General features: G+C 64.7%; 24 protein-coding genes. 12 read left to right on the forward strand and 12 right to left on the reverse strand.

What is annotated here, in order from left to right:
* The first annotated feature begins 7 nt into the window (after positions 1 to 7).
* On the forward strand, positions 8 to 997 hold the full coding sequence (locus B0G82_RS17055) for a LysR family transcriptional regulator (RefSeq protein WP_121308049.1): 990 nt from the start codon (positions 8 to 10) through the stop codon (positions 995 to 997).
* 25 nt (positions 998 to 1,022) lie between these two features.
* Here the strand turns inward: B0G82_RS17055 and B0G82_RS17060 are convergent, their stop codons facing one another.
* Both B0G82_RS17060 and B0G82_RS17065 read right to left on the reverse strand, forming a co-directional pair.
* Positions 1,023 to 2,387 carry an ATP-binding protein gene (locus B0G82_RS17060; protein ID WP_121308050.1) on the reverse strand — a complete coding sequence of 455 codons (1,365 nt, stop codon included), beginning with the start codon at positions 2,385 to 2,387 and terminating at the stop codon, positions 1,023 to 1,025.
* Positions 2,387 to 3,046: a response regulator gene (locus tag B0G82_RS17065; RefSeq protein ID WP_106284342.1), complete on the reverse strand. Its 660-nt coding sequence runs from the start codon at positions 3,044 to 3,046 to the stop codon at positions 2,387 to 2,389. The genes B0G82_RS17060 and B0G82_RS17065 overlap by 1 nt, the downstream gene beginning before the upstream one ends.
* Before the next feature lie 217 nt (positions 3,047 to 3,263).
* Here B0G82_RS17065 and B0G82_RS17070 point away from each other — a divergent pair, with 217 nt between their 5' ends.
* The 3 genes from B0G82_RS17070 to B0G82_RS17080 are packed head-to-tail and all read left to right on the forward strand — an operon-like array spanning position 3,264 to position 8,894.
* The gene (locus tag B0G82_RS17070; RefSeq protein ID WP_121308051.1) at positions 3,264 to 4,739 is read left to right on the forward strand and encodes a TolC family protein; all 1,476 of its coding nucleotides are present in this window, start codon (positions 3,264 to 3,266) and stop codon (positions 4,737 to 4,739) included.
* Positions 4,729 to 5,847 (forward strand): efflux RND transporter periplasmic adaptor subunit, encoded by a 1,119-nt coding sequence (locus B0G82_RS17075; protein WP_121308052.1) that lies wholly within the window; start codon positions 4,729 to 4,731, stop codon positions 5,845 to 5,847. The genes B0G82_RS17070 and B0G82_RS17075 overlap by 11 nt, the downstream gene beginning before the upstream one ends.
* Positions 5,844 to 8,894 (forward strand): efflux RND transporter permease subunit, encoded by a 3,051-nt coding sequence (locus B0G82_RS17080; RefSeq protein WP_121308053.1) that lies wholly within the window; start codon positions 5,844 to 5,846, stop codon positions 8,892 to 8,894. Before B0G82_RS17075 ends, B0G82_RS17080 begins: the two co-directional genes overlap by 4 nt.
* A gap of 94 nt (positions 8,895 to 8,988) precedes the next feature.
* On the opposite strand, the gene hpnK is transcribed toward B0G82_RS17080, so the two are convergent.
* Genes hpnK through B0G82_RS17095 form a run of 3 tightly spaced genes read right to left on the reverse strand, consistent with a single transcriptional unit; the run spans position 8,989 to position 11,440 of the window.
* Positions 8,989 to 9,813 (reverse strand): hopanoid biosynthesis-associated protein HpnK, encoded by an 825-nt coding sequence (hpnK, locus tag B0G82_RS17085; protein WP_121308054.1) that lies wholly within the window; start codon positions 9,811 to 9,813, stop codon positions 8,989 to 8,991.
* Positions 9,803 to 11,077, reverse strand: a complete 1,275-nt coding sequence (hpnI, locus tag B0G82_RS17090; RefSeq protein ID WP_121308056.1) for a bacteriohopanetetrol glucosamine biosynthesis glycosyltransferase HpnI — start codon at positions 11,075 to 11,077, stop codon at positions 9,803 to 9,805. Before hpnI (B0G82_RS17090) ends, hpnK begins: the two co-directional genes overlap by 11 nt.
* 12 nt (positions 11,078 to 11,089) lie before the next feature.
* Entirely contained in the window at positions 11,090 to 11,440 is a 351-nt protein-coding gene (locus B0G82_RS17095; RefSeq protein ID WP_121308058.1) for a hypothetical protein, read from the reverse strand.
* Positions 11,441 to 11,619: 179 nt separating this feature from the next.
* Here B0G82_RS17095 and B0G82_RS17100 point away from each other — a divergent pair, with 179 nt between their 5' ends.
* Positions 11,620 to 12,279 (forward strand): response regulator transcription factor, encoded by a 660-nt coding sequence (locus B0G82_RS17100; protein ID WP_106284334.1) that lies wholly within the window; start codon positions 11,620 to 11,622, stop codon positions 12,277 to 12,279.
* Positions 12,276 to 13,679 carry an ATP-binding protein gene (locus B0G82_RS17105; protein WP_121308059.1) on the forward strand — a complete coding sequence of 468 codons (1,404 nt, stop codon included), beginning with the start codon at positions 12,276 to 12,278 and terminating at the stop codon, positions 13,677 to 13,679. The genes B0G82_RS17100 and B0G82_RS17105 overlap by 4 nt, the downstream gene beginning before the upstream one ends.
* 158 nt (positions 13,680 to 13,837) lie before the next feature.
* Here B0G82_RS17105 and B0G82_RS17110 read toward each other — a convergent pair whose 3' ends face one another.
* From B0G82_RS17110 to B0G82_RS17125, 4 genes are all read right to left on the reverse strand, one after another.
* Complete coding sequence (locus B0G82_RS17110; protein ID WP_121308061.1) at positions 13,838 to 14,833, reverse strand: flippase-like domain-containing protein; 996 nt, start codon at positions 14,831 to 14,833, stop codon at positions 13,838 to 13,840.
* Positions 14,834 to 14,929: 96 nt separating this feature from the next.
* Positions 14,930 to 16,090: a bacteriohopanetetrol glucosamine biosynthesis glycosyltransferase HpnI gene (hpnI, locus tag B0G82_RS17115; protein WP_121308063.1), complete on the reverse strand. Its 1,161-nt coding sequence runs from the start codon at positions 16,088 to 16,090 to the stop codon at positions 14,930 to 14,932.
* A complete protein-coding gene (hpnJ, locus tag B0G82_RS17120; RefSeq protein ID WP_121308065.1) occupies positions 16,087 to 17,508 on the reverse strand; it encodes a hopanoid biosynthesis associated radical SAM protein HpnJ in 1,422 nt (473 codons plus the stop codon). Before hpnJ ends, hpnI (B0G82_RS17115) begins: the two co-directional genes overlap by 4 nt.
* Before the next feature lie 329 nt (positions 17,509 to 17,837).
* Positions 17,838 to 18,041 carry a cold-shock protein gene (locus tag B0G82_RS17125; RefSeq protein ID WP_007181784.1) on the reverse strand — a complete coding sequence of 68 codons (204 nt, stop codon included), beginning with the start codon at positions 18,039 to 18,041 and terminating at the stop codon, positions 17,838 to 17,840.
* 318 nt (positions 18,042 to 18,359) lie between these two features.
* Between B0G82_RS17125 and B0G82_RS17130 the strand changes: the two genes are divergently transcribed.
* On the forward strand, positions 18,360 to 19,805 hold the full coding sequence (locus tag B0G82_RS17130; RefSeq protein WP_116117117.1) for an NAD-dependent succinate-semialdehyde dehydrogenase: 1,446 nt from the start codon (positions 18,360 to 18,362) through the stop codon (positions 19,803 to 19,805).
* A gap of 259 nt (positions 19,806 to 20,064) precedes the next feature.
* On the opposite strand, the gene kdgT is transcribed toward B0G82_RS17130, so the two are convergent.
* Positions 20,065 to 21,090, reverse strand: coding sequence for a 2-keto-3-deoxygluconate transporter (gene kdgT, locus B0G82_RS17140; RefSeq protein WP_121308067.1), 1,026 nt, complete (start codon positions 21,088 to 21,090; stop codon positions 20,065 to 20,067).
* Positions 21,091 to 21,359: 269 nt separating this feature from the next.
* Here kdgT and kduI point away from each other — a divergent pair, with 269 nt between their 5' ends.
* From kduI to kdgR, 3 genes are all read left to right on the forward strand, one after another.
* Positions 21,360 to 22,196 carry a 5-dehydro-4-deoxy-D-glucuronate isomerase gene (gene kduI, locus B0G82_RS17145; RefSeq protein ID WP_121308069.1) on the forward strand — a complete coding sequence of 279 codons (837 nt, stop codon included), beginning with the start codon at positions 21,360 to 21,362 and terminating at the stop codon, positions 22,194 to 22,196.
* A 40-nt stretch (positions 22,197 to 22,236) separates the two neighbouring features.
* Positions 22,237 to 23,007 carry a 2-dehydro-3-deoxy-D-gluconate 5-dehydrogenase KduD gene (kduD, locus tag B0G82_RS17150; RefSeq protein ID WP_121308071.1) on the forward strand — a complete coding sequence of 257 codons (771 nt, stop codon included), beginning with the start codon at positions 22,237 to 22,239 and terminating at the stop codon, positions 23,005 to 23,007.
* A gap of 114 nt (positions 23,008 to 23,121) precedes the next feature.
* Positions 23,122 to 23,994, forward strand: a complete 873-nt coding sequence (gene kdgR, locus B0G82_RS17155) for a DNA-binding transcriptional regulator KdgR (protein ID WP_121308073.1) — start codon at positions 23,122 to 23,124, stop codon at positions 23,992 to 23,994.
* Between the two features lie 19 nt (positions 23,995 to 24,013).
* On the opposite strand, the gene B0G82_RS17160 is transcribed toward kdgR, so the two are convergent.
* On the reverse strand, positions 24,014 to 24,946 hold the full coding sequence (locus B0G82_RS17160) for a TauD/TfdA family dioxygenase (RefSeq protein ID WP_121308074.1): 933 nt from the start codon (positions 24,944 to 24,946) through the stop codon (positions 24,014 to 24,016).
* 813 nt (positions 24,947 to 25,759) lie between these two features.
* Between B0G82_RS17160 and B0G82_RS17170 the strand changes: the two genes are divergently transcribed.
* Both B0G82_RS17170 and B0G82_RS17175 read left to right on the forward strand, forming a co-directional pair.
* Positions 25,760 to 26,164, forward strand: coding sequence for a hypothetical protein (locus tag B0G82_RS17170; protein ID WP_106284323.1), 405 nt, complete (start codon positions 25,760 to 25,762; stop codon positions 26,162 to 26,164).
* Between the two features lie 78 nt (positions 26,165 to 26,242).
* The gene (locus tag B0G82_RS17175; RefSeq protein ID WP_106284393.1) at positions 26,243 to 26,491 is read left to right on the forward strand and encodes a hypothetical protein; all 249 of its coding nucleotides are present in this window, start codon (positions 26,243 to 26,245) and stop codon (positions 26,489 to 26,491) included.
* A gap of 57 nt (positions 26,492 to 26,548) precedes the next feature.
* Here the strand turns inward: B0G82_RS17175 and B0G82_RS17180 are convergent, their stop codons facing one another.
* Positions 26,549 to 26,791, reverse strand: a complete 243-nt coding sequence (locus B0G82_RS17180) for a hypothetical protein (protein WP_121308078.1) — start codon at positions 26,789 to 26,791, stop codon at positions 26,549 to 26,551.
* Between the last annotated feature and the right edge of the window lie 177 nt (positions 26,792 to 26,968).

The raw sequence follows: 26,968 nt of genomic DNA on the forward strand, positions 1-26,968 counted from the left end.
TACCAACATGGACCTCAGGCAAATCCAGTATTTCATCGCGCTCTTCGAGGACGGTTCGGTCACGCGGGCGGCGAAACGCCTGAACATCGTGCAGCCCGCGCTCAGCATGCAGATCGCCAAACTCGAGGACGAACTGCACCAGCAGCTCTTCGAGCGCAACGCGCACGGCATGGCGCCGACCGCTGCCGGCCGGCTCATGTACCGGCTGTTTCTGCCGATCATGCGCGATCTCGCGCACGCGCGTCAGCAACTCGTGCAGCGCGACGAGGTGGTGACCGGCCACGTGTCGATCGGGCTGATCGCGTCGGTCACGGAAAGCGTGCTGGCCGATGCATTGTCGCGTTTTCACGCGCGTTATCCGCATGTCGAAGTAACCGTGGCGGACGGCTACAGCGCGACCTTCATAGACTGGGTAACGGGCGGCCAGCTCGACGCGGCCTTGATCAACAAACCGCGCGCGCGCTTCTCACTCGACGCGCAGCCCTTGCTCGACGAGGAAATGGTGCTGGTGACGAGCGCCGAGCACGGCCCCGAGTTGCCGCACGCCATTGAACTCGCGCAACTGCCGGAACTGGAACTGGTGCTGCCGACCAAGCGTCACGGCTTGCGTGGCGTGCTCGATACGGCGGCACAGCATGAAGACGTGCTGCTCGCGCCGCGCTTCGAAATCGACGTGTTGAGCACGATCGTGAAGCTGGTGGAGAGCACCCACTTCGCGACCATCCTGCCGCGGATCGCCGTGCAGCGCGCGGTGCGCCGGGGCAGCCTGCGCGCCTATCCGATTCTCGCGCCGCGCATCGTGCGGCATATCGTGTGCGTGAGCCATCCACGACGCCCGTTGAGCGCCGCGGCGGATGCGCTGGTGTCGATCATCGCTGACGAGTTGCGCCAGGTGTCGAACGCGCCGGAACTGGACGCGACGCTGAGCACCGAGTCCGGCGATGCGTCGAACGATCCGCCTCCGGCGCTTTCGTCCAGCAACGAACGCGGCGCTTGAACGTGGCGGTGTGACTCGAACACTGTCAGATTCTAAGGGCCACTGGCGCGCCGACCTCATGCGCCTTCAGACCGGACACGGACACCCGCAAGCCGGGCCGGCCTTCGTTGTTGCGCAGCGACAGATCCAACTGATGCCGCGCGGCAATGCGCGACACGATTGCGAGCCCAAGGCCGCTGCCTTCGCCTTGCGCCCCTTCGCCGCGATAGAAACGGTCGAAGACCCGTTCGCGTTCGGCCTCCGGAATCCCCGAGCCGGTATCGGCAACTTCGAAGCCAACGCGCCTGCCGTCACGCTTGAGGATCACGTCGACGCGTCCGCCGCGCGGCGTATGCCGGATCGCGTTGTTGATCAGATTGCCCAGCAGCACGCTCATGCCGTGCGGCTCGGCCAGCACGGTATAAGCATCCCCCTCCGTGCGCGCGCCTTCGCACTCCAGGCCGATGTCGATCTCCCTGGTTTCCGCCAGCAGCGAAAAATCGCCCACCGCCTGCTCGCCGATGCGCCGCAGGCTGACCGGCAGCATCGCCGTGACCGGATGCGCGTCTTCACGCGCGAGCGCCAGCAGTTGCTGCACCAGGTGAATGATGCGGTTGACGCGCCCCTCGACGCGTTCGAGCGTTTGGCCTTCGCCCTTTAACGAACCATCGCGCGACGCGGCCTGCAATTGCAGCTTCAATGCGGCGAGCGGCGAGCGCAACTCGTGCGCGGCGTCGGCGATGAAGGTGCGTTGCGCTTGCGACGCCGTGTGCAGCCGCTGCAGCAGATCGTTGAGCGCTTCGACCAGCGGCCTGATCTCGACCGGCATGCTGCTGTCCAGGCGCAGCGGTTCCAGCGAATCGATCGTACGGGTGGACAATGCGCGCGACAGCCCGCCAATCGGCGCCAGCCCGCGCGCCACCACCAGCAGTACCAGCACGATCGTCACCGGCACCAGCACGCCGAGCGGCCAGAGCGTATGCAGCGCGAGGCGCATCGCGAGGTCCTCGCGCACGGAGATGGGCTGCGCCACCTGAATATAGCGTTCCCCCTGCTGCACGGCGAACGTGCGCCAGTGATACTCGCCGCGCTCCACCGTGTCGTAGCCCGGCGGCTGGCGCGCGAACACCGGCGCCTGCAGCGAGTGATAGATCAGCTTGCCCGCGCCGTCCCAGATTTCGATGACGACCCGGTCGTCGGACAGACCACCAAGGTCGGGGTCGCGATGTTCGCGGTCGCCCGTGCCGGCGAGATTCAACGGCAGCGACAGCGCGATCGTGCGCAACTCATAGTCGAACAGTTCGCTCGCTTCCTCACGCGCCGTATGAAAGATGCCGTAGCCGGCCGCGCCCGAGGCGGCCGCCAGACCGAAGATCAGCCAGCCCAGCAGCCAGCGGCGAATCGACGTCATCAGCACCTCTTCAGACGGTAGCCCACGCCGCGCACGGTCACCACCTGGTCCGCGCCGATCTTGCGCCGCAAACTGTGCACGTGCACTTCGATGGTATTGCTGCCCACTTCCTCGCCCCAGCCGTACAGTTTTTCTTCGAGCTCGGTCTTGGTGAACACGCGCGTCGGCTCTTCGATCAGCGCTTGCAGCAATGCGAATTCGCGCGGTACGAGCGGTACTGGCTCGCCGGACTTGCTGACCTCGTGCGCCGCGGGGTCGAGCGTTATCTCGCCGTGCGCGTAGACTGGCTGCTTCTGGCCGGTGCGCCGCCTGAGCAGTGCGCGCACGCGCGCGGCCAGTTCGTCGAGATCGAATGGCTTGATCAGATAGTCGTCGGCGCCGGCGTCGAGGCCGCGAATCCGTTCGTCGACGGCGTCGCGTGCCGTCAGGATGATGACCGGTGCGGCGCCGCCGTTCTTGCGATAAGCGTTGAGGACGTCGATGCCGTCCTTCTTCGGCAGGCCGAGATCGAGCAGCACGAGGTCATACACGCCGTTGCCGAGCGACAGCTCCGCCGCGCGGCCGTCTTCGGCCCAGTCGATCGCGTATCCGGAGCGGCGCATCGCGCCCAGAACCGTTTCCGCAATCATGTCGTCGTCTTCGACCAGTAGCAGACGCATGGCCTCTCCTCTCCCTTATTGGCTCCGGCATTGTCCCGCCCGGTAGCTTAACGCTTCCTTATGGCTTGCTTATGTTTTGCTGAAGGGACACTGAAGGGACGCTGAAGGGCCGCTTAAATCGGCGTTAAGCATGTCTTAAGCAGTCCATCAGCAAAATCGCTTCTTTTCCGTGGCCTTCCCGCGCGGATGCCCCGTTTCTTTGTTCAGGAGCCGCATTTTGCCCGTTCTCAATGCCGCGTCCGCGGCTATATCGGCGGCCGTGTCTGTGTTCGCCGCTGCCGGGCCCGTGGCCGGACACACACCGCGACGCTACGAACGGTTGCGCGCGCTGGTGCCACTCTGCGCGCTGCTGATGGGCGGCTGCACGTGGTATCACCGCGAGCCGCTCGCGCCGCAGGATACGTCCACCTCCGCCCATTCGCTCGAACGCATCCGCATCGATCCGGCGAGCATGCCTCTACCGGAGCTGGCCGCGCATCGTTTCGATCCGTCCGACGGACTCGATATCGACGAGGTCGCGATGCTCGCGGTCGCCAACAACCCAGACCTGAGGCTGGCCCGCGACGACCTCGGCATTGCCCGCGCTCAGGCCTATTCAGCGGGCCTGCTGCCGGACCCGCAACTGAGCATAGCGAGCGATTATCCCGGCCAGATCGGCACCGTGCGCGCGTTCAACTACGGCTTGAGCATGGACGTGATGGCGATCGTGCTGCGCAGCGCCAACAAACAATCCGCCGACGCCACGGTGGCGAAAACCGACCTCGGTCTGCTGTGGCAGGAATGGCAGATCGTCGCGCAAGCGCGGCAGTTGTTCATCAAGACGCGTTTTCAGCAGGACACGCTGCCCCTCTTGCAGCGCCAGCGTGACCTCACGCGCACGCGCTATGAACGCATGGCCGAAGCGCGCCGCGACGGCAACCTCACTGACGACACGTTGACGGCCGCGCTCCTCGCCTATGGCGACGCCCGCAAGCAATACACCGATGCCGAGCGCGCAGCCGAGCAGACGCACCATGATCTGAACGCGCTGCTCGGCATCTCGCCGGAGGTGCAACTGCAACTCACAGGCGGCGAAAACATCGAGCCGCTCTCCGACGCGACGCTCGATGCCGCGCTCGCCCGGCTGCCTCGGCGCCGCCCGGATCTGATCGCGCTGCAAGCAGGCTACGAGGCGCAGGAACAGAAATATCGCGCCGCGATCCTCAGCCAGTTCCCGAGTCTGTCGGTGGGCTTCGTGCGGGCGCGCGATACGTCGAACATCTACACGAGCGGCTTCCAGATCAACCTCAGCCTGCCGATCTTCAACCGCAATCAAGGCAACGTCGCAATCGAGCAGGCCAGCCGCCAGCGTTTGCGCGACGAATATCAAACACGGCTGAACAGCGCTTACGGCGACGTCGCGCATCTGCGTGCGGACAACGCGGTCCTCACGCGGCAATTGCAGCAAACCGAAGCCGCGCTGCCCGAGGTCGACCTCGCCGCCCAGCACGCGGCCGCGGCCTACGCGGATCACAACCTCGCGCTCGGCGCCTACACCGACGCGCAAAGCGCCGCGCTCACCAAACAGATCGACGTCGCGACCTTGCGCGAGTCGCTCGCCGAACAACGCGTGGGCTTGCAGGCGCTGCTCGGCAGCGCGATTCCCGACGCTTACTCCACCGCTCTCACCTTGACCGACACTCATGCGAAATAGCCTGACTTCAGCGCTGCGGCCGCGCATTGCCGCCGGTGCGATTTCGATCGCTTGCGCCACGCTGCTGTGCGCGGGCGTTCATACGGCCCGCGCGGCAAGCGCCGGCGACACCGCCGAGCAACCCGTGGTCGCCGTGCAAACCGTGCGCGTGCAGCGCGCCGAGATCGCGCAGCCGGTGCGCGCGTATGGCGTCGTCGCGGCGTCCGCGTCGAACCTCACCACTGTCAATCTGCCGTACACCGCGCGCATCGTGCAGATGCGCGTGCAATCCGGGCAAACGGTGACGCGTGGCGCGCCGCTCTTCCTCGTGCAGGCCGACCCGGCCGCCGTGCTTGCCGCAACCCAGGCGAAAAGCGCCGTGACGCTCGCGCAAGGCGAGCTGGCGCGCACGCAATCGCTGTACGACAAAGGACTCGCCACGCAGTCGCAACTCGCCAGCGCCCGCAAGGCCGCCGACGACGCGCAGCAGGCGCTCGCCGCGCAGAACCAGACCGGCGTGGCAAGCGGCAACAAAATCATCACCGCGCCGAACGACGGCGTCGTGCTGCAGGTTTCGGCCGCTCAAGGCGATCAGGTGCAAGCCGGCACGGCGATCCTGCAACTCGCGGGCGGCAGCGGCAAGGACGCGCGCGCCAACGTGATGCTCGGCGTCGAGCCCGCCGATGCCGCCGCGATCCACGCCGGCGACCTCGTCGCGCTGCACGGTCTGTCCACGTCGCTCGCGAAGACTTCGGCGAACGGCCACGTGGCACTGGTCGGCGCCTCGATCGATCAGCAGAGCCAGCTCGTCGATGTCGGCGCGAACGTGCCGCTCGGTCAGACGGCCTTCATTCCCGGCACGCGCGTGAGCGCGGACATCGAGACCCGCAGCGGCACGCACTGGATCGTGCCGCGTGCCGCTGTGCTGAAAGACGGCCAAGGCGCGTACGTGTTCCAGATCACGCCGCAGAACAAGGCGCGCCGCGTGGCGGTGACCACCCAGGTCGAGAACGGCGACCGTTACGGCGTGGATGGCCCGCTCGACGCCGCGCAAGGCCTCGTGGTCAGCGGCAACTATGAGTTGAAGGACGGCATGGCGGTGCGAACCAGCGCAGGCGCGCCGCGATGAATTTCGGTCAATGGATGCAGAAGCACCGCCGCTCGCTGCTGTTCGTGATCGCGTTGCTGGCGATAGCGGGCGCGCTGACCGCGTTCCGCCTGCCGATCTCGCTGTTTCCGAACGTCGCGTTTCCGCGCGCGGTCGTTTCGCTCGACGCGGGCGACCGCCCCGCCGAACAGATGGCCACGCTCGTCACGATGCCGGTCGAAGAAGCGCTGCGGCGCGTGCCGAACGTGCGCGACGTCGAATCGAAAACAAGCCGCGGCGCGGCCGAAATCTCGATCAATTTCGACTGGGGCACCGACATGGCGCAAGCCACCTTGCAGGCACAGTCGGCCATCAGCGAGATTCTCGCAACGCTGCCGCAAGGGACCTCGATGCAGGTGCGGCGCATGGACCCGACCGTGTTTCCGGTGCTGGCGTATAGCCTCACTTCGCAGCAGCAGTCGCTCTCCGCGCTGCACGACCTCGCGCAGTTCCAGATGCGGCCGTTGCTGTCTTCGGTGGAAGGCGTGGCGCGGGTCGACGTGACAGGCGGCGCGCAGGACGAGTTCGAAGTCGCGATCGATCCCGCGCGGCTCGCCGCGTACAAGCTCTCGCTCTCCGATGTGTCGAAGGCGATCGGCGCGAGCAATGTGCTGATGGCGAACGGCCGCATCGAGGATCACTACAAGCTCTACCTCGTGATTGCCAACACCACCATTACGCGGCTCGACGAATTGCGCAACGTCGTGGTGTCGGCCAGCGGCGCGACGCAGATCCGCCTCGGCGACGTCGCGATCGTACGCCAGGGCGTGGTGCCGCAATGGATGCGCGTCACCGCCGACGGCCAGGACGCGGTGCTCGTCAACGTGTACCAGCAGCCGGGCGCGAACAGCGTGGCGATGGCCAGGGCGATCCGCGCGAAACTCGCCGACTTCCAGCATCAGATGCCGGCCGGCGTGCATCTGTCGAACTGGTACGACCAGAGCGAACTGGTGATCGCCTCGGCCACCAGCGTGCGCGACGCGATCATGATCGGCGTGGTGCTGGCGGCGCTGACGTTGTTCGCGTTCCTACGCAACTGGAAGATCACCGCGATCGCCGTCGCGCTGGTGCCGGTCGTGATGGCCGCGACCATCCTGTTGCTCGACGTGTTCGGCACGGGCTTCAACATCATGACGCTCGGCGGCATGGCCGCCGCCGTCGGCCTCGTCATCGACGACGCGATCGTGATGATCGAGCACATCGTGCGGCGCATGCGCGAAGGTGGCGCACGCGCTTTTCATGGCCGCGTGATGGCGGCGGCGCTCGAATTCACGCGGCCGCTGGCGGGCTCTTCGGCGGCGACGCTGATCATTTTCGTGCCGTTGGCGTTTCTATCCGGCGTGACGGGTGCGTTCTTCAAGGCGCTCTCCGTCACCATGGCGAGCGCGCTGTTCATTTCCTTTCTCGTCACGTGGCTCGCGGTGCCGATTCTGTGCGACCGCTGGCTGAAACCGAAAGACGCCGAGGAACACCAGGAAACCCGCTTCGCCTCGTGGATGAACCGGCGCTACGCGTTTCTGGTGGAGCGCGTCACCGCGCGGCCACTGCTCGTGCTGCTCGGCCTGCTGCCGCTGATCGCGGTGGCCGCATTCGCGTTCACGCGCGTGGGCAGCGGTTTCATGCCGAGCATGGACGAAGGCGGGTTCGTGCTCGATTACCACACCGAACCGGGCACGTCGGTAAGCGAGACTGATCGCTTGATGAAGCAGATCGAAGGCATTATTCGCGCGAACCCGAATGTCGCGACCTATTCGCGCCGTACCGGCGCCGGTCTCGGCGGCGATCTGAACGAGCCGAACAAGGGTGACTTCTTCGTGCGGCTGAAGTCCGGCAATCGCGAGCCGATCGCCACCGTCATGGAGGAAATCCGCTCGAAGGTCGAGACTCAGGTGCCCGGCGTGAGTGTCGAACTCGCGCAGTTGATGGAGGATCTGATCGGCGACCTGACGGCGGTGCCGCAACCGGTCCAGATCAAGATCTATTCCGACGACCCGAACACGCTCGAGACGACCGCGCGCAAGGTGGCGGCGCAGATCGGCAAAATTCAGGGCGTGGTGGACGTGAACGACGGCATCAATCCGGCCGGCGACGCGCTCGAACTGCACATCCGCCCGGAAGCAGCGGCGGCCGAGGGCATGGACCCGCAATCGATCGCGCAGGCCGTGTCCGATATGGTGGAAGGCAATGTGGCCACGCAATTCCAGAGCGGCCCGAAAACGGTCGGCGTGCGCGTACGCGTGGCCGGCGCGATGAAGCTCACGGATACGCAACTGGGACAGTTGCAGATTCGCGCGCCCGACGGCCATCTGTTCGCGCTCGATCGCGTCGCCGATCAGGTGATGGTGACCGGCCAGCCCGAGATCAGCCGCGACAATCTGAAACGGATGGTGGCGGTGACCGCGCGCATCGACGGCCGCGATCTGGGCTCGACGATCGCCGACGTGCAGAAGACGCTCAGCGATAAAAGCCTGTTGCCCACCGGCGTGTACTACGAGTTGGGCGGCCTGTATCAGCAGCAGCAGATTGCGTTCAAAGGACTGTTGAGCGTATTCGGCGCGGCGATCGCGCTCGTGTTCGGCTTGCTGCTGTTTCTCTACGAGCGCTTTCGCGTCGCGCTGGCGGTCATGGCAATGCCGTTGCTGGCGGCGGGCGCGGTGTTTATCGGCTTATGGGTGACCGGGATCGAATTGAACATCTCCGCGATGATGGGGATGACAATGATCATCGGCATCGTGACCGAGGTGGCGATTTTTTATGTGTCGGAGTTGCAGGGACTCGTGCGCGACGACGAGATGCCATTCGAGGACGCGTTGCTGAGCGCCGGGCGCAATCGTCTGCGTCCCATCGCTATGACGACGATCGCCGCGATTCTGGCGCTGCTGCCGCTGGCTTTTGCACTTGGGCAAGGTTCGGCGATGCAGCAGCCGCTGGCGATTGCGATTATTTCCGGGTTGATTGTGCAGTTGCCGCTGGTGTTGCTGTTGCTGCCGGTGCTGTTGAAGTTGTTGATGAAGAAGGAGGCGATTTAAGCCGGCGATCGGCGGCCTACGCCGCATTTCGCTTCTGTGCGCCCGCGGCTCGCGGCGGGCGCACAGCCAGATCAGTCGGCGAACTGGACCGAACCTACACCTTCAGCACATCCCCAAACCCGCCAACCCGCACCCCCGCCGCCCGGATCGCCATCGCAACTTTCGGCGACAACAACGCGCGCAGTTCATCCTCGTGCCGGTACATCTTCATTCCGTCGCTCAATGCCCGCTCCCCCGCCACCGCGGGATGGCAGTAAATCTCCCCTACCCCATGCGGCAGATCGGCGAGCGCCGCCAGCCACGCTGCCTCATCCATCCGGCCGCTGTCCGCGATCCCCACCACATAATCGTTATGCGCAATGCCGGCGCGATCCAGACGCGCCTTGACTTGCGCGATCCACGGCCGCAACCATAGCGGCGCGTTCGCTTCGAACGGCAAGCGCATCGCCTTCATCCCATACTCCCGGCCGATCTCCAGAATCAGTCCGAGCACCGTCGGATGCAAATGAAAATGCTTGTGCGTGTTGACATGATCGAGCGTCAGCCCGGTCTGCGCGAAGGCATCGAACTGCGCGCGAATTTCCCGCGCAAGCTGCTTGCGCACGTGCGGTAAAAAGAAGAACCGCACGCCGTCGCGCACCATGTTGTCGCCGAAGCGGCCATGCTCGTCGAGCAAGGCCGCAATCGCCGCGCGCGGCGCGAGCGCGTCGCCGTCGGCCAGCACCAGATGCAGGCCGACACGCAAGCGCGGCAACGCGCGGGCGCGCGCCACCGCGTCGCTCGCGGCCGGCGCGCCGATCATCAGGCTGGCGGCGCTCAGCACGCCGTCGCGATGCGCTCGCTCCACTGCCAGATTCACTCGCGCGTGCAGGCCGAAATCGTCGGCGGTCACGATCAATGCGCGTGGCTTAGCCGCCATCCGACGCCTCCATCACGTCCATCACGTTCAACGCGCCGTTGCGCGCGGCCTTCGACGTCGCAGCCTCGATGGGCACGCGCGCACCGCGCCACATCACATGCGAGCCGAACACGGCGGCGCACCACTGCAACGCCAGCAACGTATCACGCAGCGGCACGAGCGGCAAATCGCGCCAGAAGGTGCGCTCACGACGCGCCGAGCGCAGATGCATCAACAGACGCGCGGCGAGACCCGCAGCCGCCCCGGCCCCGCTGGTGAACGCGGCGCACGCGTGCACCGGATCCGGCGAAGCGGCCGCAAGGCCGGCACTCAGCCAGGCGCCGACCAATAGCCAGGGCGTGGGAAAGGTGATGAAGAGGAACGCGAAACCCGGCGCATTCACCGAGCGAATCGTGCGCAGCCAGCGCGTTTCGCGCTGCCACAGGGCGGAAAACGTCGGCTCGATCACGTCGGTGGCCACCATCACGCGCGAGAGCAAGGTTTGCAGGCCAAGCGCGCGCACGTGTTCGGCCAGCCAGTAGTCGTCCGCGAGACAGTTTTTCAGCGCCTCGAAACCGCCGATGCGTTCAAGCGTCGCGCGCCGCAACGCAAGCGTCGCACCGAAGCCGAAGCGACGCGAGCCGGCCGCGTGCGCGACCCGCACCGACGGCGCGAACCATTCGTTGATGAAGAGCGCGCCCACGCGCGGCCAGAAGCCGCCGATGCCGCGCGCCACGTAGAGGCACGTGACCACGCCCACGCGCGGATCCGCGAGCGGCGCGGCCACGCTGTCGAGATAATCGGCTTCGACGGCGATGTCGCTGTCGGCGATCACGATGACCTCATGGCGTGCCCGCGCGGCCATGTTGATCAGATTGCTGACCTTGAGGTTGCTGCCGTGCACGCGCGCGTCGATCGCGAGTTCGATATCGTGCGACGGATAGGCGGCCTGCAGACGGCGCACGACGGCAATCGCGGAATCGTCCGGCGAGGACACGCCGAGCACGAGCTGGAAACGCGCATGACGCTGCTCGCAAAAGGTCCGCAGATTGTCGTACAGACGCGGCTCCGCGCCGCACAGTGGCTTGAGCACGCTGACGCCGACCTGCGCGAAGCGCTGCTGCGGTTGCGAAACGTGCGAGGAAGAATGAGCGGTGCGACCCGCCGCACCGCGGCGCGAACTGAAGAACGGCATCGCGACCGCCGCCAGCAGCGCGTACAGGGACGCGCTCAAGCAGACGGCCAGCAGAACCCATTGACATGCCGTCACTGCGTGCGGCGCCATCGTCCGCTTCCGTCAGTGCTCGGCCAGCACGAACGCCCTGCCGGTCAGGCGCAGATGAAGAATCACGAGCCAGCGGCGCGGACAATTCGCGGCGATCGCGACCGGCCGCGAAGGTCGGCTCACGCCCGTGGCGAAACGCCCCTGCAACGCGAGTTCGAAGGCGGCATGCGCGAACTGGCGTGTCACGATCACGCCGCTGAAAATCACGGCAATGGCGAGCAGGCGGAACGACATGGAGTTGAAGGCGCTCTGCGAAACCGGCAGCACCAGCAGCGCGATGCAGGCGAGCACTTCGGCGCCCATGGCGGTGAGCGAGGCCACCATCAGGTGGGCGCGCAGCATGTCGACGGTGGCTGGCTTCATGGCTGGGTCTCGTGACCTGTTGAGGGGCGATAGTAGCGATCCAAGCTGAAGGAAACCTTAAGCAAGTAAGCGTATAAAGCGAGTAATGACAACATGGTTAAACTTCGGATTACAGTTGCAGGCTTGCTGAAATATCGCGGTTGCCGTGCAAAGAAACATCGAATGGAAAAAACGGACACATGCGCGTACTCCTCGTAGAAGACGACGATCTGATCGGCTGCGGCATCGAAGCGGGACTGCGTCAGGCCGGCTTCACGGTCGACTGGGCACGCGACGGCCACAAGGCCGGTCTCGCGCTCGACACCACCGCCTACGCCCTCGTGCTGCTCGACCTCGGCCTGCCCCGCGTGTCGGGTATGGAACTGCTGAAACGGCTGCGCGATTCGGGCAAGGATGTGCCGGTGCTGGTGCTGACCGCGCGGGGCACGGTGGTCGACCGTGTCGGCGGCCTCGAAGCGGGCGCCGACGACTATCTGGGCAAGCCCTTCGATCTGACCGAACTGGTCGCCCGTTGCCGGGCCTTGTTGCGCCGCGCGCAGGGTCGCAGCGTCGAGCAAATCCGCTATCAGCATTTGACGGTCAACCCGGCTGCGCAAACTGTCGAAGTAGGCACGACGCGCGTGCCGCTCACCTCGCGCGAATGGGCGATCCTGATGCAGTTGCTGACCAACCAGGGGATTCCCCAGTCGCGCTCGCGTCTCGAAGAAAGCCTGTACGGCTGGCAGGAAGAAATCGAGAGCAACGCGATCGAGGTGCACGTGTCCAATCTGCGCAAAAAACTCGGCGCCAAGCTGATCAAGACGGTGCGCAATATCGGCTACGTCGTGGAGAAAGAATGATGGGCGCGTCGATACGCCGGCGTCTCGTGCTGCTGGTTCTCACCAGCATCGCGCTGGTCTGGGGCGTGGCGCTGGTGTCGAGTTATCGTCAGGCCACCCGCGAGGTCGCCGAATGGGAAGAGGCGCGTCTCGCGGAACTCGCGCAGATTCTCGCCCTGCTCGATCAGCGCAATCTCACCACGCTCGCCAATGCGCGCATCGACGTGCGCGAGGAAGAAAAAGGCGGCGAGCCGGGCGCCAACGACCGCGACGACGACGACGCGCTGCCGCGCGACGCGCTCTTCCAGGTGCGCGGCGCGAACGGCGAGGTGCTGGCGGGCAGCCCGCAATTGCGCGAGCTCAATGCCTGGGATCTGCCGGTGCCGGCGGTGAGCGGCACGCAGGACATTACGCTCGGCGGCCAGATGTATCACTCGTTCACCTTGCGCGACACCGCGCTCGGCCATACGGTGCGCGTGTTCGAACCGGCCAATACGCGCAGCGATCTGGTGAGCGGCGTTGCGAGCCGCATTGCCCGCCCTACGCTGGTCGCGCTGCCGGTGCTGGCGGTTATGGTGTGGTTCAGCATCGGCTGGAGTCTGGCGCCGCTCAGGCTGCTCTCGCGGGCCATCCGTTCGCGCGACGTCAACCGGCTGGAGCCGGTCGACATCGGCCGCGCGCCGACCGAGGTGCGCCCGCTCGTCGATGCGATCAATCTGCTGTTGTCGCGTCTGCTGCATTCGCTGGAGCGCGAACGCGCGTTTACCGCCGACGCCGCGCACGAACTGAAAACGCCGCTGGCCGCGATCAAGGTGCAGGCGCAAGTCGCGCTGGCGGAAACGGACATGGCGCGGCAGCGGCTGGCCATGGAACGCGTGGTGCAAGGCGTCGATCGCAGCGCGCGGCTCGCGGAGCAGTTGCTGCTGCTCGCGCGTCTGGACGTGCATGAAAAAATTTCGACCGCGCCGCTCAAACCGGCAACGGTGGCAAAAGACGCGCTGCTCGCCAACGAGCGCAACGCGCAACAGAAAGACATTCACGTGACGCTGCTCGGCGACCTGCGCGCCGAGATCGATGCGGAGCCTGTGCTGATCGGCATCCTGCTCGACAATCTGCTCGATAACGCGATCAAGTACGGGCACGCCGGCGGCAGCATCGAAGTGGCGGTGCAGCACGCGCAAGACCGCGTGCAGGTGACCGTGCGCGACGACGGCCCCGGAGTCGAGGCGGGCGACCTCGACCGTCTGACGAATCGCTTTTTTCGCGCGACGGGCAATCAGGCCACCGGCAGCGGACTGGGTCTTTCGATCGTCGCACGCATCGCGGAGCATTTTGGCGCGAGCCTGCGTCTGGGCAAAGGCATCGGCGAGCGCGGGCTCGCCGTCGAGGTGTCGTTTCCGGCTTATGCGCAGGCGAGTTGAGGAGAATGCAGACGCGGTCTCGCATCCACGCGCCCGGCTTGCGAGGGTGTGCTTGCTTGCGGTCATGCGCCCCGCGCGCCGCGAACTGCGGCGCCCTCGTGCGGGCGCTGCTACGCCGCGCGACGTGCGCCTGCGACGTGCGCCTGCGACGTGCGCCTTTAAGGCGCGCGCTCGAACGCGCGCTCCGGTGCCCGGTTCGACGACTCCGCGAACTGCCACGCAATCAGGCCGGGCACGAACATCACCAGATCGCGAATCCGGCGCGCGCCGGCCAGCGCAAGACAGGTGGATGGATCGAGGCCGAGCGCGCCGCCGATCAGGATGAAGCCGCCCTCCTGCACGCCGAGGCCGCCCGGCACGAAGAACGCCGCGCTGCTGATCGCCTGGATCAGCGATTCGATCACCACCGCTTCCACGAGCGTAACCTGCACGCCGAGAAAGTGCAGCGCCAGCCAGATTTCCAGCGACGTGAGGAAGCACTGCAGCGGTTGCCAGAAGAACAGATAGCGCAGCACCGCGCCACGCCGGCGCCAGATCAGCCTGATGGCCTGATCGATCTGCGCCGACTGCCCGACCCGCGCGGCGAGCTTGCCGCTCGTCAGATGATTGAGCGCGCGCGTGATGCGCTCGAACGGGCTCGCGTGCTGCACCAGCGCGAACAGCACCAGCAGCGGCGTGAGCACCACCACGCCCCACGCCAGCTGTCCGGCGAGCCGCAGCGTGTCGGAATGCGCATGGGCGAACAGAAAGCCGATGCCGACCATCGTGAACAGCAGCTGGCTGATCACCGTAAGCTGCATATCGACGACGATGCTGCCCACCGCCGTGGACGGCCGCACGCCCCAACGTCTGAGCATGCGAAACGACACCACCTCGCCGCCAATGCGCGCCACCGGCAGCATGCTATTCACCGATTCGCGCACCCACACGAGGTGCAGCATATTGATGAGACCCGGACGATTCGCGCCGCGAATCAGCGAACGCCAGTCGCAGGCATTGGCCAGCATGGGCAGCACGTGCGCGAGCGCGGCCAGCAGCAGTCCCGCGCCGGCCGCGCGCAGCGCGCCGAGCACGGCGCCGGGGTTGTCGTGCCAGACGAGCCAGAGTGACGCCAGCAAGCCGGCTAACGCGGCGATACGGCCGAGATGTTTCATCACGCGCGCACCTCGTGCGCGCGCTTCAGGCGCGTTGCCCTGCTTTTAGCCACTGCTTTAAAAACCTTCTGCATCATTGCCGATCCGTACCGCCGTTCATTCGTCCTGGGCCGCCGACAACAGGCCGTCGCCGTCCACCTTGAAGCTGATGCCTCGCCAGATCACGCGCGAAGACCAGAAGCTCGCGACGAAAATCGCAAACGATACGATATCCCAGAACGGCAGCAGCCACAGGTCGCGATACGCCTGCTTCAACGCGCGATCCGACAGCAGTTTCAAGGCCAGCCGCGCGCCCATGGCGGCGAGCGCGAGCGGCCACGCCCACCACGCGCCGGCCGAACATAGCACCGCGAGCAACGCGAACGCGAACGGATGAACCAGTGCGGAGCCGAGATGGCCGAGCGGATCGATGCGGCGAATGGTGCGGCTCCAGCGCAGTTCATGCGCGATCAGTTGCGCCGCGCTCGATTCGACGCACGCATGCGAGATCGTAAACGGCGGAATCACCACCTTCTCGCCGAGCAGTCGCACCGCCTCGCCGATCGCATGATCCTCGGCCAGATGCCGCACGAACGGCGTAAAGCCACCGATTTTTTCGAGCGTATCGCGGCGCATCACGATGGTCTGCCCGAAGCACGGGCGCGCAAGCCCGAGCGCGAGACCGGTCACGACACCCGGCAGGAACTGATAGTTGGTTGCCTTGGCCGACAGGCGCGGCCAGAAGCCGGGATCGGGCTGTCCGCGATACGCGCAGGTGACGAGACCTACGCCCGGCATCTCCAGCTCGCCGATCACATTGCGCAGATAGTCCGGACCAACGCTGACGTCGCTGTCGGCGAACACGAGCACGTCATGCCGCGCTTGCGGCAGCATGTTGAGGATGTTGCTGATCTTGCGGTTCGGGCCGTACAGGCGCGCGTCGGCCACGACGGTGATGTCCGCGTCGGGATAGAGGCGGCGCAGGTCGTCGACGGTTTGCAGCGCGGGGTCGGCGGAGTCGTGAACGCCGAACAGGAATTGCACGGGTCCGGGATAATCCTGGCGGCAGAAGCTCGACAGATTGGCGAGCAACGCCCACTCGTTGCCGTGCAGCGGCTTGACGATCGTGACCGGCGGAAAGGCAGTCGGCTCGGATACCGCTCGCGCGAAGAACCGTCCGATCAACGCGCCGGCGAGCACGGTGTAGCCGACGCCGAAAACCGCGCACGCCGCGCACGCATAGGCCAGCGTGACGGCGAGCAGGTGCGCGGCGCTCACGCCTCGTGGGCGCGCAGGAAACGGAAGAATTCGACGCCCTCGCGCAGGCGCCGTTTCATCATGTCCCAGCTCGTCAGCATCTCACGCAGGATTTCCCAGATCTTCGACGGGCGGAAATAGAAACGCTTATAGAAGTTTTCGAGCTGATGGTAGATCTCCTCGCGCGACAGATGCGGATAGCCGATCGCCGCGAGCTGCACGCCCTCCTTGCTCACGAGATTGATCACCTTGTTCTCTTCGAGCCAGCCGTTTTCGACCGCCTGGTTGTAGAGCGTCGTGCCCGGATACGGCGCGGCGAGCGACACCTGGATCGTGTGCGGATTGATTTCCTTGGCGTACTTGATCGTCTTCTGGATGGTGTCCTGCGTTTCGCCCGGCAAGCCGAGAATGAAGGTGCCGTGAATCTTGATGCCGAGCTTGCGGCAATCGTCACTGAAGCGGCGCGCGATATCGGTGCGCAAGCCCTTCTTGATGTTCAGCAGGATCTGGTCGTCGCCGGATTCGTAGCCGACCAGCAGCAGGCGCAGGCCATTTTCCTTCATGATCTTGAGCGTCGCGTAGGGCACGTTCGCCTTGGCATTGCACGACCACGTCACGCCGAGCTTGCCGAGGCCGCGAGCGATTTCCTCGACGCGCGGCTTGAAGTCGGTGAAGGTGTCGTCGTCGAACATGATCTCCTTGACTTCAGGCATGTTGTCGCGAATCCACTTCACTTCTTCCAGCACGTTCTCGACCGAACGCGTGCGGTAGCGATGCCCGCCCACGGTTTGCGGCCATAGACAGAAGGTGCATTTCGAACGGCAGCCGCGGCCCGTGTAGATCGATACGTACGGATGCTTCAGATAGCCGATGAAATAGTTTTCGATCTTCAGATCGCGCTTGTACACGGGCGCCACGAACGGCAGCTCGTCCATCTCTTCGAGAATCGGGCGCGCTTCGTTGTGCTCGATCGAGCCGTCGCGGTTGCGGTAGCTCAGGCCTTTGATCTGCGCGAGCGGTTTGCCCTCGGCGACTTCCTGGCAGGTGAAGTCGAATTCCTCGCGGCATACGAAATCGATCGCTTCGCTCGCGGTCAGCGAATTGTGCGGATCGACCGCCACCTTGGCGCCGACCATGCCGATCAGCAGCGACGGCTTGCGCTTTTTCAGGTCTTCGGCGAATAGCGCGTCGGTGGGAAAGGACGGCGTGCTGGTGTGGATCACCACCAGATCGTAGTGCTGCGCGATGTCGAGCGTGGCCTCGACCGACACGCCGTCGGCGGGCGCGTCGAGCACGCGGCTATCGGGCACGAGTGCCGCGGGCTGCGCGAGCCACGTCGGATACCAGAACGAGCGGACTTCACGCTTGGCCTGATAGCGCGAACCCGCGCCACCATCGAAGCCGTCATACGACGGCGCCTGCAAGAACAGGGTTTTCATGGATGCTCCAGCAAGCCTTGAGTTGGCGCTTTCAGTTCTCTGTCGACAAACTATCGGAACTATTGCCCGCCGGGAGGCGGGAGTCGCGCAAATACTACGGAGCAAAGCTGAAGGAAACCTTAAGGAAAATATGGCCGCTGACGATGCCGGCGGCGCTGTTTCATGTGCTTCGAAACAGGCGTCGGATTAGATGTGCTAGAGAGGATCGTGCGGGCGATCCCGCTCGCCGCGCTTCATGTCACGCGTGTGAACGAGGCGCTTTTTTATGTGTGGGTGACGCGCCATGATGGCCGGCGCGCACGCATTGCGCGTGTGCACCGGCCATGACCTCAGACCGGCTTGATATCCGCCGCCTGCTTGCCTTTCGGCCCCTGCTTGATTTCAAAGCTGACCTTCTGGTTTTCCTGCAAGGACTTGAAACCTTCGGAACGAATCTCCGAGAAGTGCGCGAACAGATCTTCGCCGCCGTCGTCGGGGGTGATAAAACCAAAACCTTTCGCGTCGTTAAACCATTTCACTGTACCGGTTGGCATGTCGATTCCTCTGTGCATCTGGGTTGATTGGGCTGCTTTCGCCGAGCTTCGCCCGCCGCCGCGGGTGCGCCGGATTCTGCCTCCGCCGCTCGACTCTACGCTTCTTTGCGCGGCGTTGCTTTGCCCGTTTTTTCGACGCCGCGACAACGCCGTCGCAAGACGCGTGCCGCGCGCCATAGCCGGCGGCCCGCCGGTGCGATTCGATGCAATCAGATAAACTGTCTGGTTATCGGCAGTCCATCCAGGGCCCGCGCAGGTCCAGCCCAATATTTCACGACCGCGCGGCCTTGTCGTTTTCCCCTACATAGGAACTTCAGCATGGCAACCTCGAACTACACCGATACCCGACTTCTGATCAACGGCGAGTGGTGCGATGCCGCCAGCGGCAAAACCCTCGACGTCATCAATCCTGCTACCGGCAAAGCGATCGGCAAAGTGGCGCATGCCGGCATCGCCGATCTGGACCGCGCGCTGGCCGCCGCGCAACGCGGCTTCGAAGCCTGGCGCAAGGTGCCGGCCAACGAGCGCGCCACGACCATGCGCAAAGCCGCCGCGCTGGTGCGCGAGCGGGCCTCGGACATCGGCCGCCTGATGACACTCGAGCAAGGCAAGCCATTTGCCGAAGCACGCGTCGAAGTGCTGGCGGCCGCGGACATCATCGAATGGTTCGCCGACGAAGGCCGCCGTGTCTACGGCCGCATCGTGCCGTCGCGCAACCTCGCGGCGCAGCAACTGGTGCTGAAGGAACCGATCGGCCCGGTCGCCGCCTTCACGCCGTGGAATTTTCCGGTCAACCAGGTCGTGCGCAAGCTGAGTGCGGCGCTCGCATGCGGCTGCTCGTTCCTCGTCAAGGCGCCGGAAGAAACCCCGGCGTCGCCGGCGGCACTGCTGCAGGCTTTCGTCGAAGCCGGCGTGCCGGCGGGCACGGTCGGTCTGGTGTTCGGCGATCCCGCTGAAATTTCGGGCTACCTGATCCCGCATCCGGTGATCCGCAAAGTGACGTTCACTGGCTCGACGCCGGTCGGCAAGCAACTGGCGGCACTGGCCGGCGCGCATATGAAGCGCGCCACCATGGAACTCGGCGGTCATGCGCCGGTGATCGTGGCCGAAGACGCCGACGTGGCGCTCGCCGTGAAGGCCGCGGGCGGCGCGAAGTTCCGCAATGCCGGCCAGGTCTGCATCTCGCCGACGCGCTTCCTGGTGCACAACAGCATTCGCGAAGAGTTCGCCGCGGCGCTGGTGAAGCATGCTGAAGGCCTCAAGCTGGGCGACGGCCTCGCCGAAGGCACCACACTCGGCCCGCTCGCCAACGCCCGTCGTCTGACGGCAATGAGCAAGGTGCTCGACGACGCGCGCAAGACGGGCGCCAAGGTCGAGACGGGCGGCGAACGCGTGGGTTCGGAAGGTAACTTCTTTGCGCCGACCGTGCTGACCAACGTGTCGCTCGAATCGGACGTGTTCAATAACGAGCCGTTCGGCCCGATCGCCGCGATCCGCGGCTTCGACAAGCTCGAGGAAGCAATCGCCGAAGCCAACCGTCTGCCGTACGGTCTGGCCGGTTACGCGTTCACGAAGTCGTTCACCAACGTGCATCTGCTGTCGCAACAACTGGAAGTCGGCATGCTGTGGATCAACCAGCCGGCCACGCCGTCGCCGGAAATGCCGTTCGGCGGCGTGAAGGATTCGGGCTACGGTTCGGAAGGCGGTCCGGAAGCAATGGAAGGCTATCTGGTCACCAAGGCGGTATCGGTGATGTCGGTTTAAGGCGGAACCGGGCGGCGTTATCGCCGCCTGTTTTCACACCACCGTACTGGGTCCGCGAGTCGTTGCTCGCGGACTTTTTTATTGTCATGAACGATACGACTTCAGGACTCATGCAACCCACGTTGACTGGCAAGACCGTGGAGCTGCGGCCGCTTCAGCGGGAACATGCGCGAAGCAAACCTGGCGCGATAACAAAGCCACCGGCGCACGGCCCGCTTACGCTTCTCGATTAGAGCGAAAGCGAGCCGCCTTTGCTGCGCTACACATGGACGTCCCGTTCATTCAGGGGCGGCGCGTTGCCTGCCGCTGCCCTTGCGAACTCCTCGTGTAACGCGTCGCGCGCATGATGCCGGCGTACCCACATCGCCGTGAGGATCGGCACCAGAATCGCAGTCACCAGACAGGCCGTCGCGACCATCGCCGTCGCGGCCGGCACCAGCGGCTTGAAGCTCGGAATCATCTCGCCGATGATCGCCGGATTCGCCACTGCGGCCCCTGCCGTCGACGAAGCCGCCAGTCCCGCCGCGCCATTGCCGCCCGCGATCCAGCGGTCCGCGAGAATCAGCGGTATGCCCGTCACGACGATCACGCCGAGACCCAGCACGATGCCCGGCAAGCCGCTCTTCACGATCACGCTGAGGTCGATGCCGTTACCGAGCGCAAAGCCGAAGAACGGAATCAGCGGATGCACGCAACGGCCGAAGAACTCGCGCAGCTCGCCATCCAGGTTACCCAGCGTGAAGCCGACCAGAAACGGCAATACCGCGCCGACGAACAGGCGCGGCTCGAAGAACGCCACACCGGTCGCGCCGAGAATGATCATGCTGACGAGCGGGCCGGATTCGATCGACATCAGCACGAACGCGCCCGCCTCTTCCTTGGTGCCGTACTGCTGCATCACGGCCGCGTAGAGACCGCCGTTGGTCATGTCCATCGACGTCGTGATCGCCAGCACCGAGAGGCCGGCGAAGAGTCCGGCTTTGACGCCGTCGATTGGAATGAAGTGCGAGGCGATGATGGTCGCGATCCACGCCACGAGCATTTTCGTCACCAGCAGCGTGCCCGACTTGCGCAGCACCGTGCCGGTCGCCCGCAGGTCGATGGTCGCGCCCATGCAGAAGAACCACACCGCCAGAATGGGCACGGTGCCGGAGATCAAGCCATTGGTGAACGAGCCGAAGTATTTGCCCGCGCCCGGCGCAAATGTGTGGGCGCAAGCGCCGAGCAGCAACGGCACCAACATCAGGCCGCCAGGAATGCGGTCGATGGCCTTCTTGAGCTTCATGCCTCCTCCATGGACTTCGCGTCCAGTTATCGGGTAATTCACCCTGGGTAATGTCCCGCTCTCGCGCCGGGCTGCTCCCTTTCGGCGCAATATAGCACCGTGATAGGAACGCTGTTCCGTTTCATTGATAAATCTAGCTCATCGTTTACCCGAGCGTTCTCCCAAAGCCTTGTCAGTCATGATGCGGCATCGCAATATTTTCGGACCGCTGTTCCGAAACTGTATTTCTGCGCTACAGTCGAGCCCACAACCCCAGCGGAGACGGAACAATGGAAGTGAGACAGGCCATCAACAGCGAATACGCGAAGACGCTGGATACCGAGGGGCTGCGCAAGGCATTTCTGGTCGATCAGGTGTTTGAGCGCGATGCGCTGAAGCTGACCTATAGCCATATCGACCGGATCATCGTCGGCGGCGCGATGCCGGTGGCGCGCGCGGTCGAGGTGCCCGGTTCCGTCGGCAAGGCTATAGGCGTGAGCTATCTGCTGGAGCGGCGCGAACTCGGCGCGATCAATATCGGCGGCGACGGCTGGGTCGACGTGGACGGCACGCGCCACGCGGTACGCAATGAAGAGGCGATCTACATCGGCCAAGGCACGCAGTCCATCGCCTTCGGCAGCGACGACGCCGCGCGCCCCGCGAAGTTTTATCTGAACTGCGCGCCCGCTCACACGTCGTATCCGACCCGCACCATCTCGCTCGCGCAAGCCTCGCCGCAAACGCTCGGCGACCCCGCCACGAGCAACCGCCGCACCATCTACAAGTTCATCGTTCCCGAAGTGCTGCCCACCTGCCAGCTTTCCATGGGCATGACGAAACTCGAACCGGGCAGCCTGTGGAATACCATGCCGTGCCATACGCACGAACGCCGCATGGAGGTGTATTTCTACTTCAACGTCGCCGACGACGCCGCCGTTTTTCACATGATGGGCGAGCCGAACGAGACGCGGCATATTCTCGTGCACAACGAACAGGCGGTGATCTCGCCGAGCTGGTCGATTCACTCCGGCGTCGGCACGCGGGCGTACACGTTCATCTGGGGCATGGTCGGCGAAAACCAGGTGTTCAGCGATATGGATCACATCGCGGTGCGGGATTTGCGTTGATGGACCGCCCTTTTCACAACAGCAACCACGACCGCGCGACATGGCATCGAACATCGTGAATCCCTTTGATATCACCGGCCGCGTCGCCATTGTCACCGGCAGCAATACGGGGCTCGGCGCCGGCATGGCGGTCGCGCTTGCCGCGGCCGGTTGCGACATCGTCGGCGTGAGCCGCGCCGACGCCGGCGACACCGCCGCGCGCGTGGAAGCCTGCGGACGACGCTTCGCGGACGTGCGCGCCGATCTCGGCTCGATCGCGCCGGTCGAGGACATCGTGCGCGCCGCTGTGGAAGCGTTCGGCCGCATCGACGTGCTGGTGAACAACGCGGGCATCATCCGCCGCGAGGACGCGCTCGATTTCACCGAAGCCGACTGGGACGCCGTGGTGGACGTCAATCTGAAGAGCCTGTTCTTTCTCTCGCAAGCTGCCGCGCGGCAATTCGTGAAGCAGCAAAGCGGCGGCAAGATCATCAACGTCGCGTCGATGCTGTCGTTTCAGGGCGGCATCCGCGTCGCGTCATACACGGCGTCGAAAAGCGGCGTGCTCGGTCTCACGCGGCTGCTCGCGAACGAATGGGCGGCGCAAGGCATCAACGTCAATGCGATCGCGCCGGGCTACATGGCGACCGCGAACACGGCCGCGCTGCGCAACGACGCACAGCGCAACGACGAGATTCTGAGCCGCATCCCGGCCGCCCGCTGGGGCACGCCGGACGATCTCGCGGGGCCGGTGGTATTCCTCGCGTCGGCGGCTTCGGACTACGTGCATGGGCATACACTGGCAGTAGACGGCGGCTGGCTCGCTCGCTGACCCGGCAGCGGGCGCAGGACGCGGTATGCTCCCGACGCCTCACGGGCGCACGCGCCGGGAAATACCAGCGACTTGCGGGAACGGCACTGGAACGGATAGACAGGGAAGACGGAAATGGCATCAGCAGGCAAACAGCGCAAGGACGACGGCGCCCCACAAGCGCAAGACGCGGAGAATGCCGACTGCGGCGACAAGGGCGAATCGGCCTCGTCCATCGGCCGCGTCTTCGCGATTCTCGGCGCGATTGGCGACAGCGGACAGATCGGCATCAGCGAACTGTCGCAGCGGCTCGGCATGTCGAAGACCACCGTGCATCGCGTAATCCAGACGCTAAAAGCGCTCGGCTACGTCACGCAGGAAGTGGAAACGGAGCGCTACCGGCTGACCATCCGCCTGTTCGAACTCGGCGCGAAGGCGCTGGAAAGTGTCGATCTGGTGCGCGAGGCGGACGTGGAAATGCGCCGCATCGGTGAAGCGACGCGCGAGGCGGTGCATCTCGGCGCGTTCGACGAAGACGCCATCATCTACATTCACAAGATCGACGCCGACTACGGGCTACGCATGCAGTCGCGCATCGGCCGGCGCAATCCGTTGCACAGCACGGCGATCGGCAAGGTGCTGCTGGCGTGGATGGATCCGGCCGATGCGCGCGAAGTGCTCTCGCACGTCGAATTCCGCAAGTCGACGCAGAAGACGCTCTCTTCCGCCGAGGCCGTGCTGAACATTCTGCCGCACGTGCGCGAGCAAGGCTACGGCGAGGACAACGAGGAACAGGAAGAAGGTCTGCGGTGCCTCGCGGTGCCGGTGTTCGACCGCTTCGGCCGCGTGATCGCCGGCCTGTCGATTTCGTTTCCGACCATGCGCTGCGGCGCCGACACGAAGTCGCACTATGTCGCGCTGCTCAGGAAGGCGGGCCTCGCGATCTCGGCGCGGCTCGGTTATCGGCAAGCGGCCGCGCCGCAACAGATCGCCGCCGAGCCGGGCTGAACGTTAGATCGACGGGCCGTCAGGCCGCCTTGGCCGTCGGATTCGGCTGCACGCTGCGCGTGAAACTGCGGCGGCCGTCCACACTCACAGGCACATCGCCCTTCAGCGTCACGCGGCGCACCACGCGGTGCGCGTCGCCGTAGTCGTTGACCGCGTAGTGCTGGGTCGCGCGGTTGTCCCAGATCGCGACGTCGCCGGCCTGCCAGCGCCAGCGCACGATGTTCTCGAGACGCGTCACGTAACCTTGCAGCAGTTCCAGCAGATGCGCCGACGCGCTCGGCGCGAGACCCACGAAACTCTTCACGAAGTGCCCGAGAATCAGCGTCTTTTCGCCGGATTCCGGATGCACGCGCACGACCGGATGCTCGGTCTCGTAACGCGTCGAGACGAACGCCTCGCGGTGACGTCTGATCGCCTCGGCATCGCGGCCACGCTCGCCGACGCTGGTGTGATTCGCGTAGTCGTAATCGTTGCTGTGCACGGCCCAGAGCTGATCGGCGAGCGCTTTGAGCGGCGGCGGCAGATCGTCGTAAGCCGTGGCCGTGTTGGCCCACACCGTGTCGCCACCCACCTCCGGAATCGTCACGCCACGCAGGATCGACGCCTGCGGATAAGCGTCGACGAACGTCACGTCCGTGTGCCATGAATTGGCGCGGCCGCCGCGATGCGAGTCGAGTTCGAGCAGATAGTCCGTGCCGTCCACCACCGGCACCGTGGGATGCGAAACCGGCTCGCCGAGCAGCCTGGCGAAGGCTTCCTGATCGGCGTCCTGCAAATGCGTCTGGCCGCGGAAAAATATCACCTTGTGACGTACCAGCGCCGCGCGAATCGCTTCGACGGTGGCCGCTTCGAGTTGGCTCGACAGCCGTACGCCGCGGATTTCCGCGCCGATGCGGCCAGTGACGGGATGAATGTCCAGTGCGTTGGACGTCGCGAGACTCAGATTCGACATGCTATGCCACTCCCGGTGTGAGGACGGATTGAGGACGATTGAGGACGAGAAAGCTCAGCGCTGACCGCAAGATTGCGATCGAACTGAAGTGGCTGACGGTCAGCCGATCCAGCGATCTAACCAGTCCCGGCGACGCGCGTAAAACACTTGTTTTTCATGTCCTTATCACAGGCGACGGAATGAGGATCGCGCGTAGACGCGATGGCGCCGATATCGTCACGATGCTGTCGCTCATGTTTGCTATCGAGGCTCGGGTATCGCGCCAACGCACAGGCGCGCACTGCCGGCTCGATAAATCGGCCGGGAACGCGGATCTGCACAGTGAGTCTGCAACCGAATGTATCCGCATGGCATAGCCGCTACGACATGCGCCGCGGCATACCCAATGGCCGTCGATACACGCGCGATTCGACGCACCGCAAACGCGAGACGCCCGGCCACGCCGACCTTTCCACAATGCGTTCAATGGCTTGCGCGTCAGACTGCGCGCTGAGCCGCCTCTGCTCAATGCGTCTCGACGCACGCTATTCACGCGACGCATGGATTGCCCGCATACATCGCAATCGACACGTCCTGTTACACACAAACACACCGGTAATGCCGCGGCTCAGTAGAGTTCGGGTCACAAGGAAACGGGAGCAATGTCATGAAAAGAATTTTCGCGCTGGTCATTCTGGCCGTCACACTCGGCAGTGCATTGGGCGGCTGCATCGTGGTCCCGGAAGGCGGCTACCACAACCACTATCACGATCGTTATTGAGCACGACACGCGCAAGACTTTCCACTCATCATCGTAGAAGCCGGAACTAAAATATGAAGCAATCACAAAACCGCTGGCTGTCCATGGCGATCGTCGCGGGTCTCGGAATCGGCGCTTCGTCGGTCGCGCTGGCCCACGTCGATGTGGGCGTGAACATCGGCGTTCCAGGCGTCGTTTATGCGCCCGAACCCGTGTATGCCCCGCCACCGCCGGTCTACGCTCCGGCTCCGCCGGTGGTCGTGGTGAGTCCGGGCTGGTACGGCGAACGGTATTACGACGGTCACCGCTACTGGGAACGGCGCGAATGGGAAGAGCGTCATCACGGCGGACGCGATTGGTATGAAGCGCGTGGTCCGCACGGCGACTGGCGCGGTCACGACAACGGCTGGCATGGTCATGGCGACGATCACGGCCATGGCGATGATCACGATCACGGCCATGGCCACGGCGATCATTGATGCAAAAGCCGCGGCCGCGTCGACGACGCGGCCGTGCCGCGCACGCATTCGCGCCACACGTTCTGCAGGAGCGACGACTTGCTACGCAGCGATCCACGACGAGTCACCGCGCGCATCGACGACACGCTGATCTGCGCCGAATACAGCGAACAGACCGGCCAATTGTGTTTGCGTCAGAACGGCACACTCTTGCGCGAATGGTTTCCACCTCACTCGTGGATCGCAATTGCGTCAGTGGCGGGCGCGCGGCATTGGGGCACGCGGCCTAGCGATGATGATTTGCTGGCGCTGCTGCACAACGAGATGACTCTGTTGCGCGCGCCATAAAAGAAGAGATTCAGTTTCGCGCGCGGTGATGGGCTCGCCGCGCGCTTCGTGAAATGCTTAACGCGCGTTGTGAATCGGCGGCGAGTAGGAGCTAACCGTCGTATCGCTGCCTTGACCTGCCTGCCACGTGCCTGCGCTGGCTGAACCATATCCGCTGTTGCCGGCCTGAGCCGGGTCTTGATGACCCGAGGCTTGCGTCTGCGCGCCTTGCGATACAGGTTCATTGGACGACTGAGCGAACGAAGCTATCGGCGCGGCAAGAACAACGGCGATCGCAACGGCTTGAATGAGCGACTTCATGAAACCACCTCCAGAGATTGTCTTTCTACGCGCTGCGGCAAGGGCTGTCGTTGCAGCGGTAGATTGAGTGTAGGCGGCCAGCGCGGCGGGATAAATCCGCCAATCCTGAATTCACTGTTGCTGCTGCCACTACAATGAAAAACGGCTGTCCAGCGAGTGGTTTTCAAATTCATTTGC

This window comes from Paraburkholderia sp. BL17N1 (genome assembly GCF_003634175.1).
Taxonomy (GTDB): Bacteria; Pseudomonadota; Gammaproteobacteria; order Burkholderiales; family Burkholderiaceae; genus Paraburkholderia.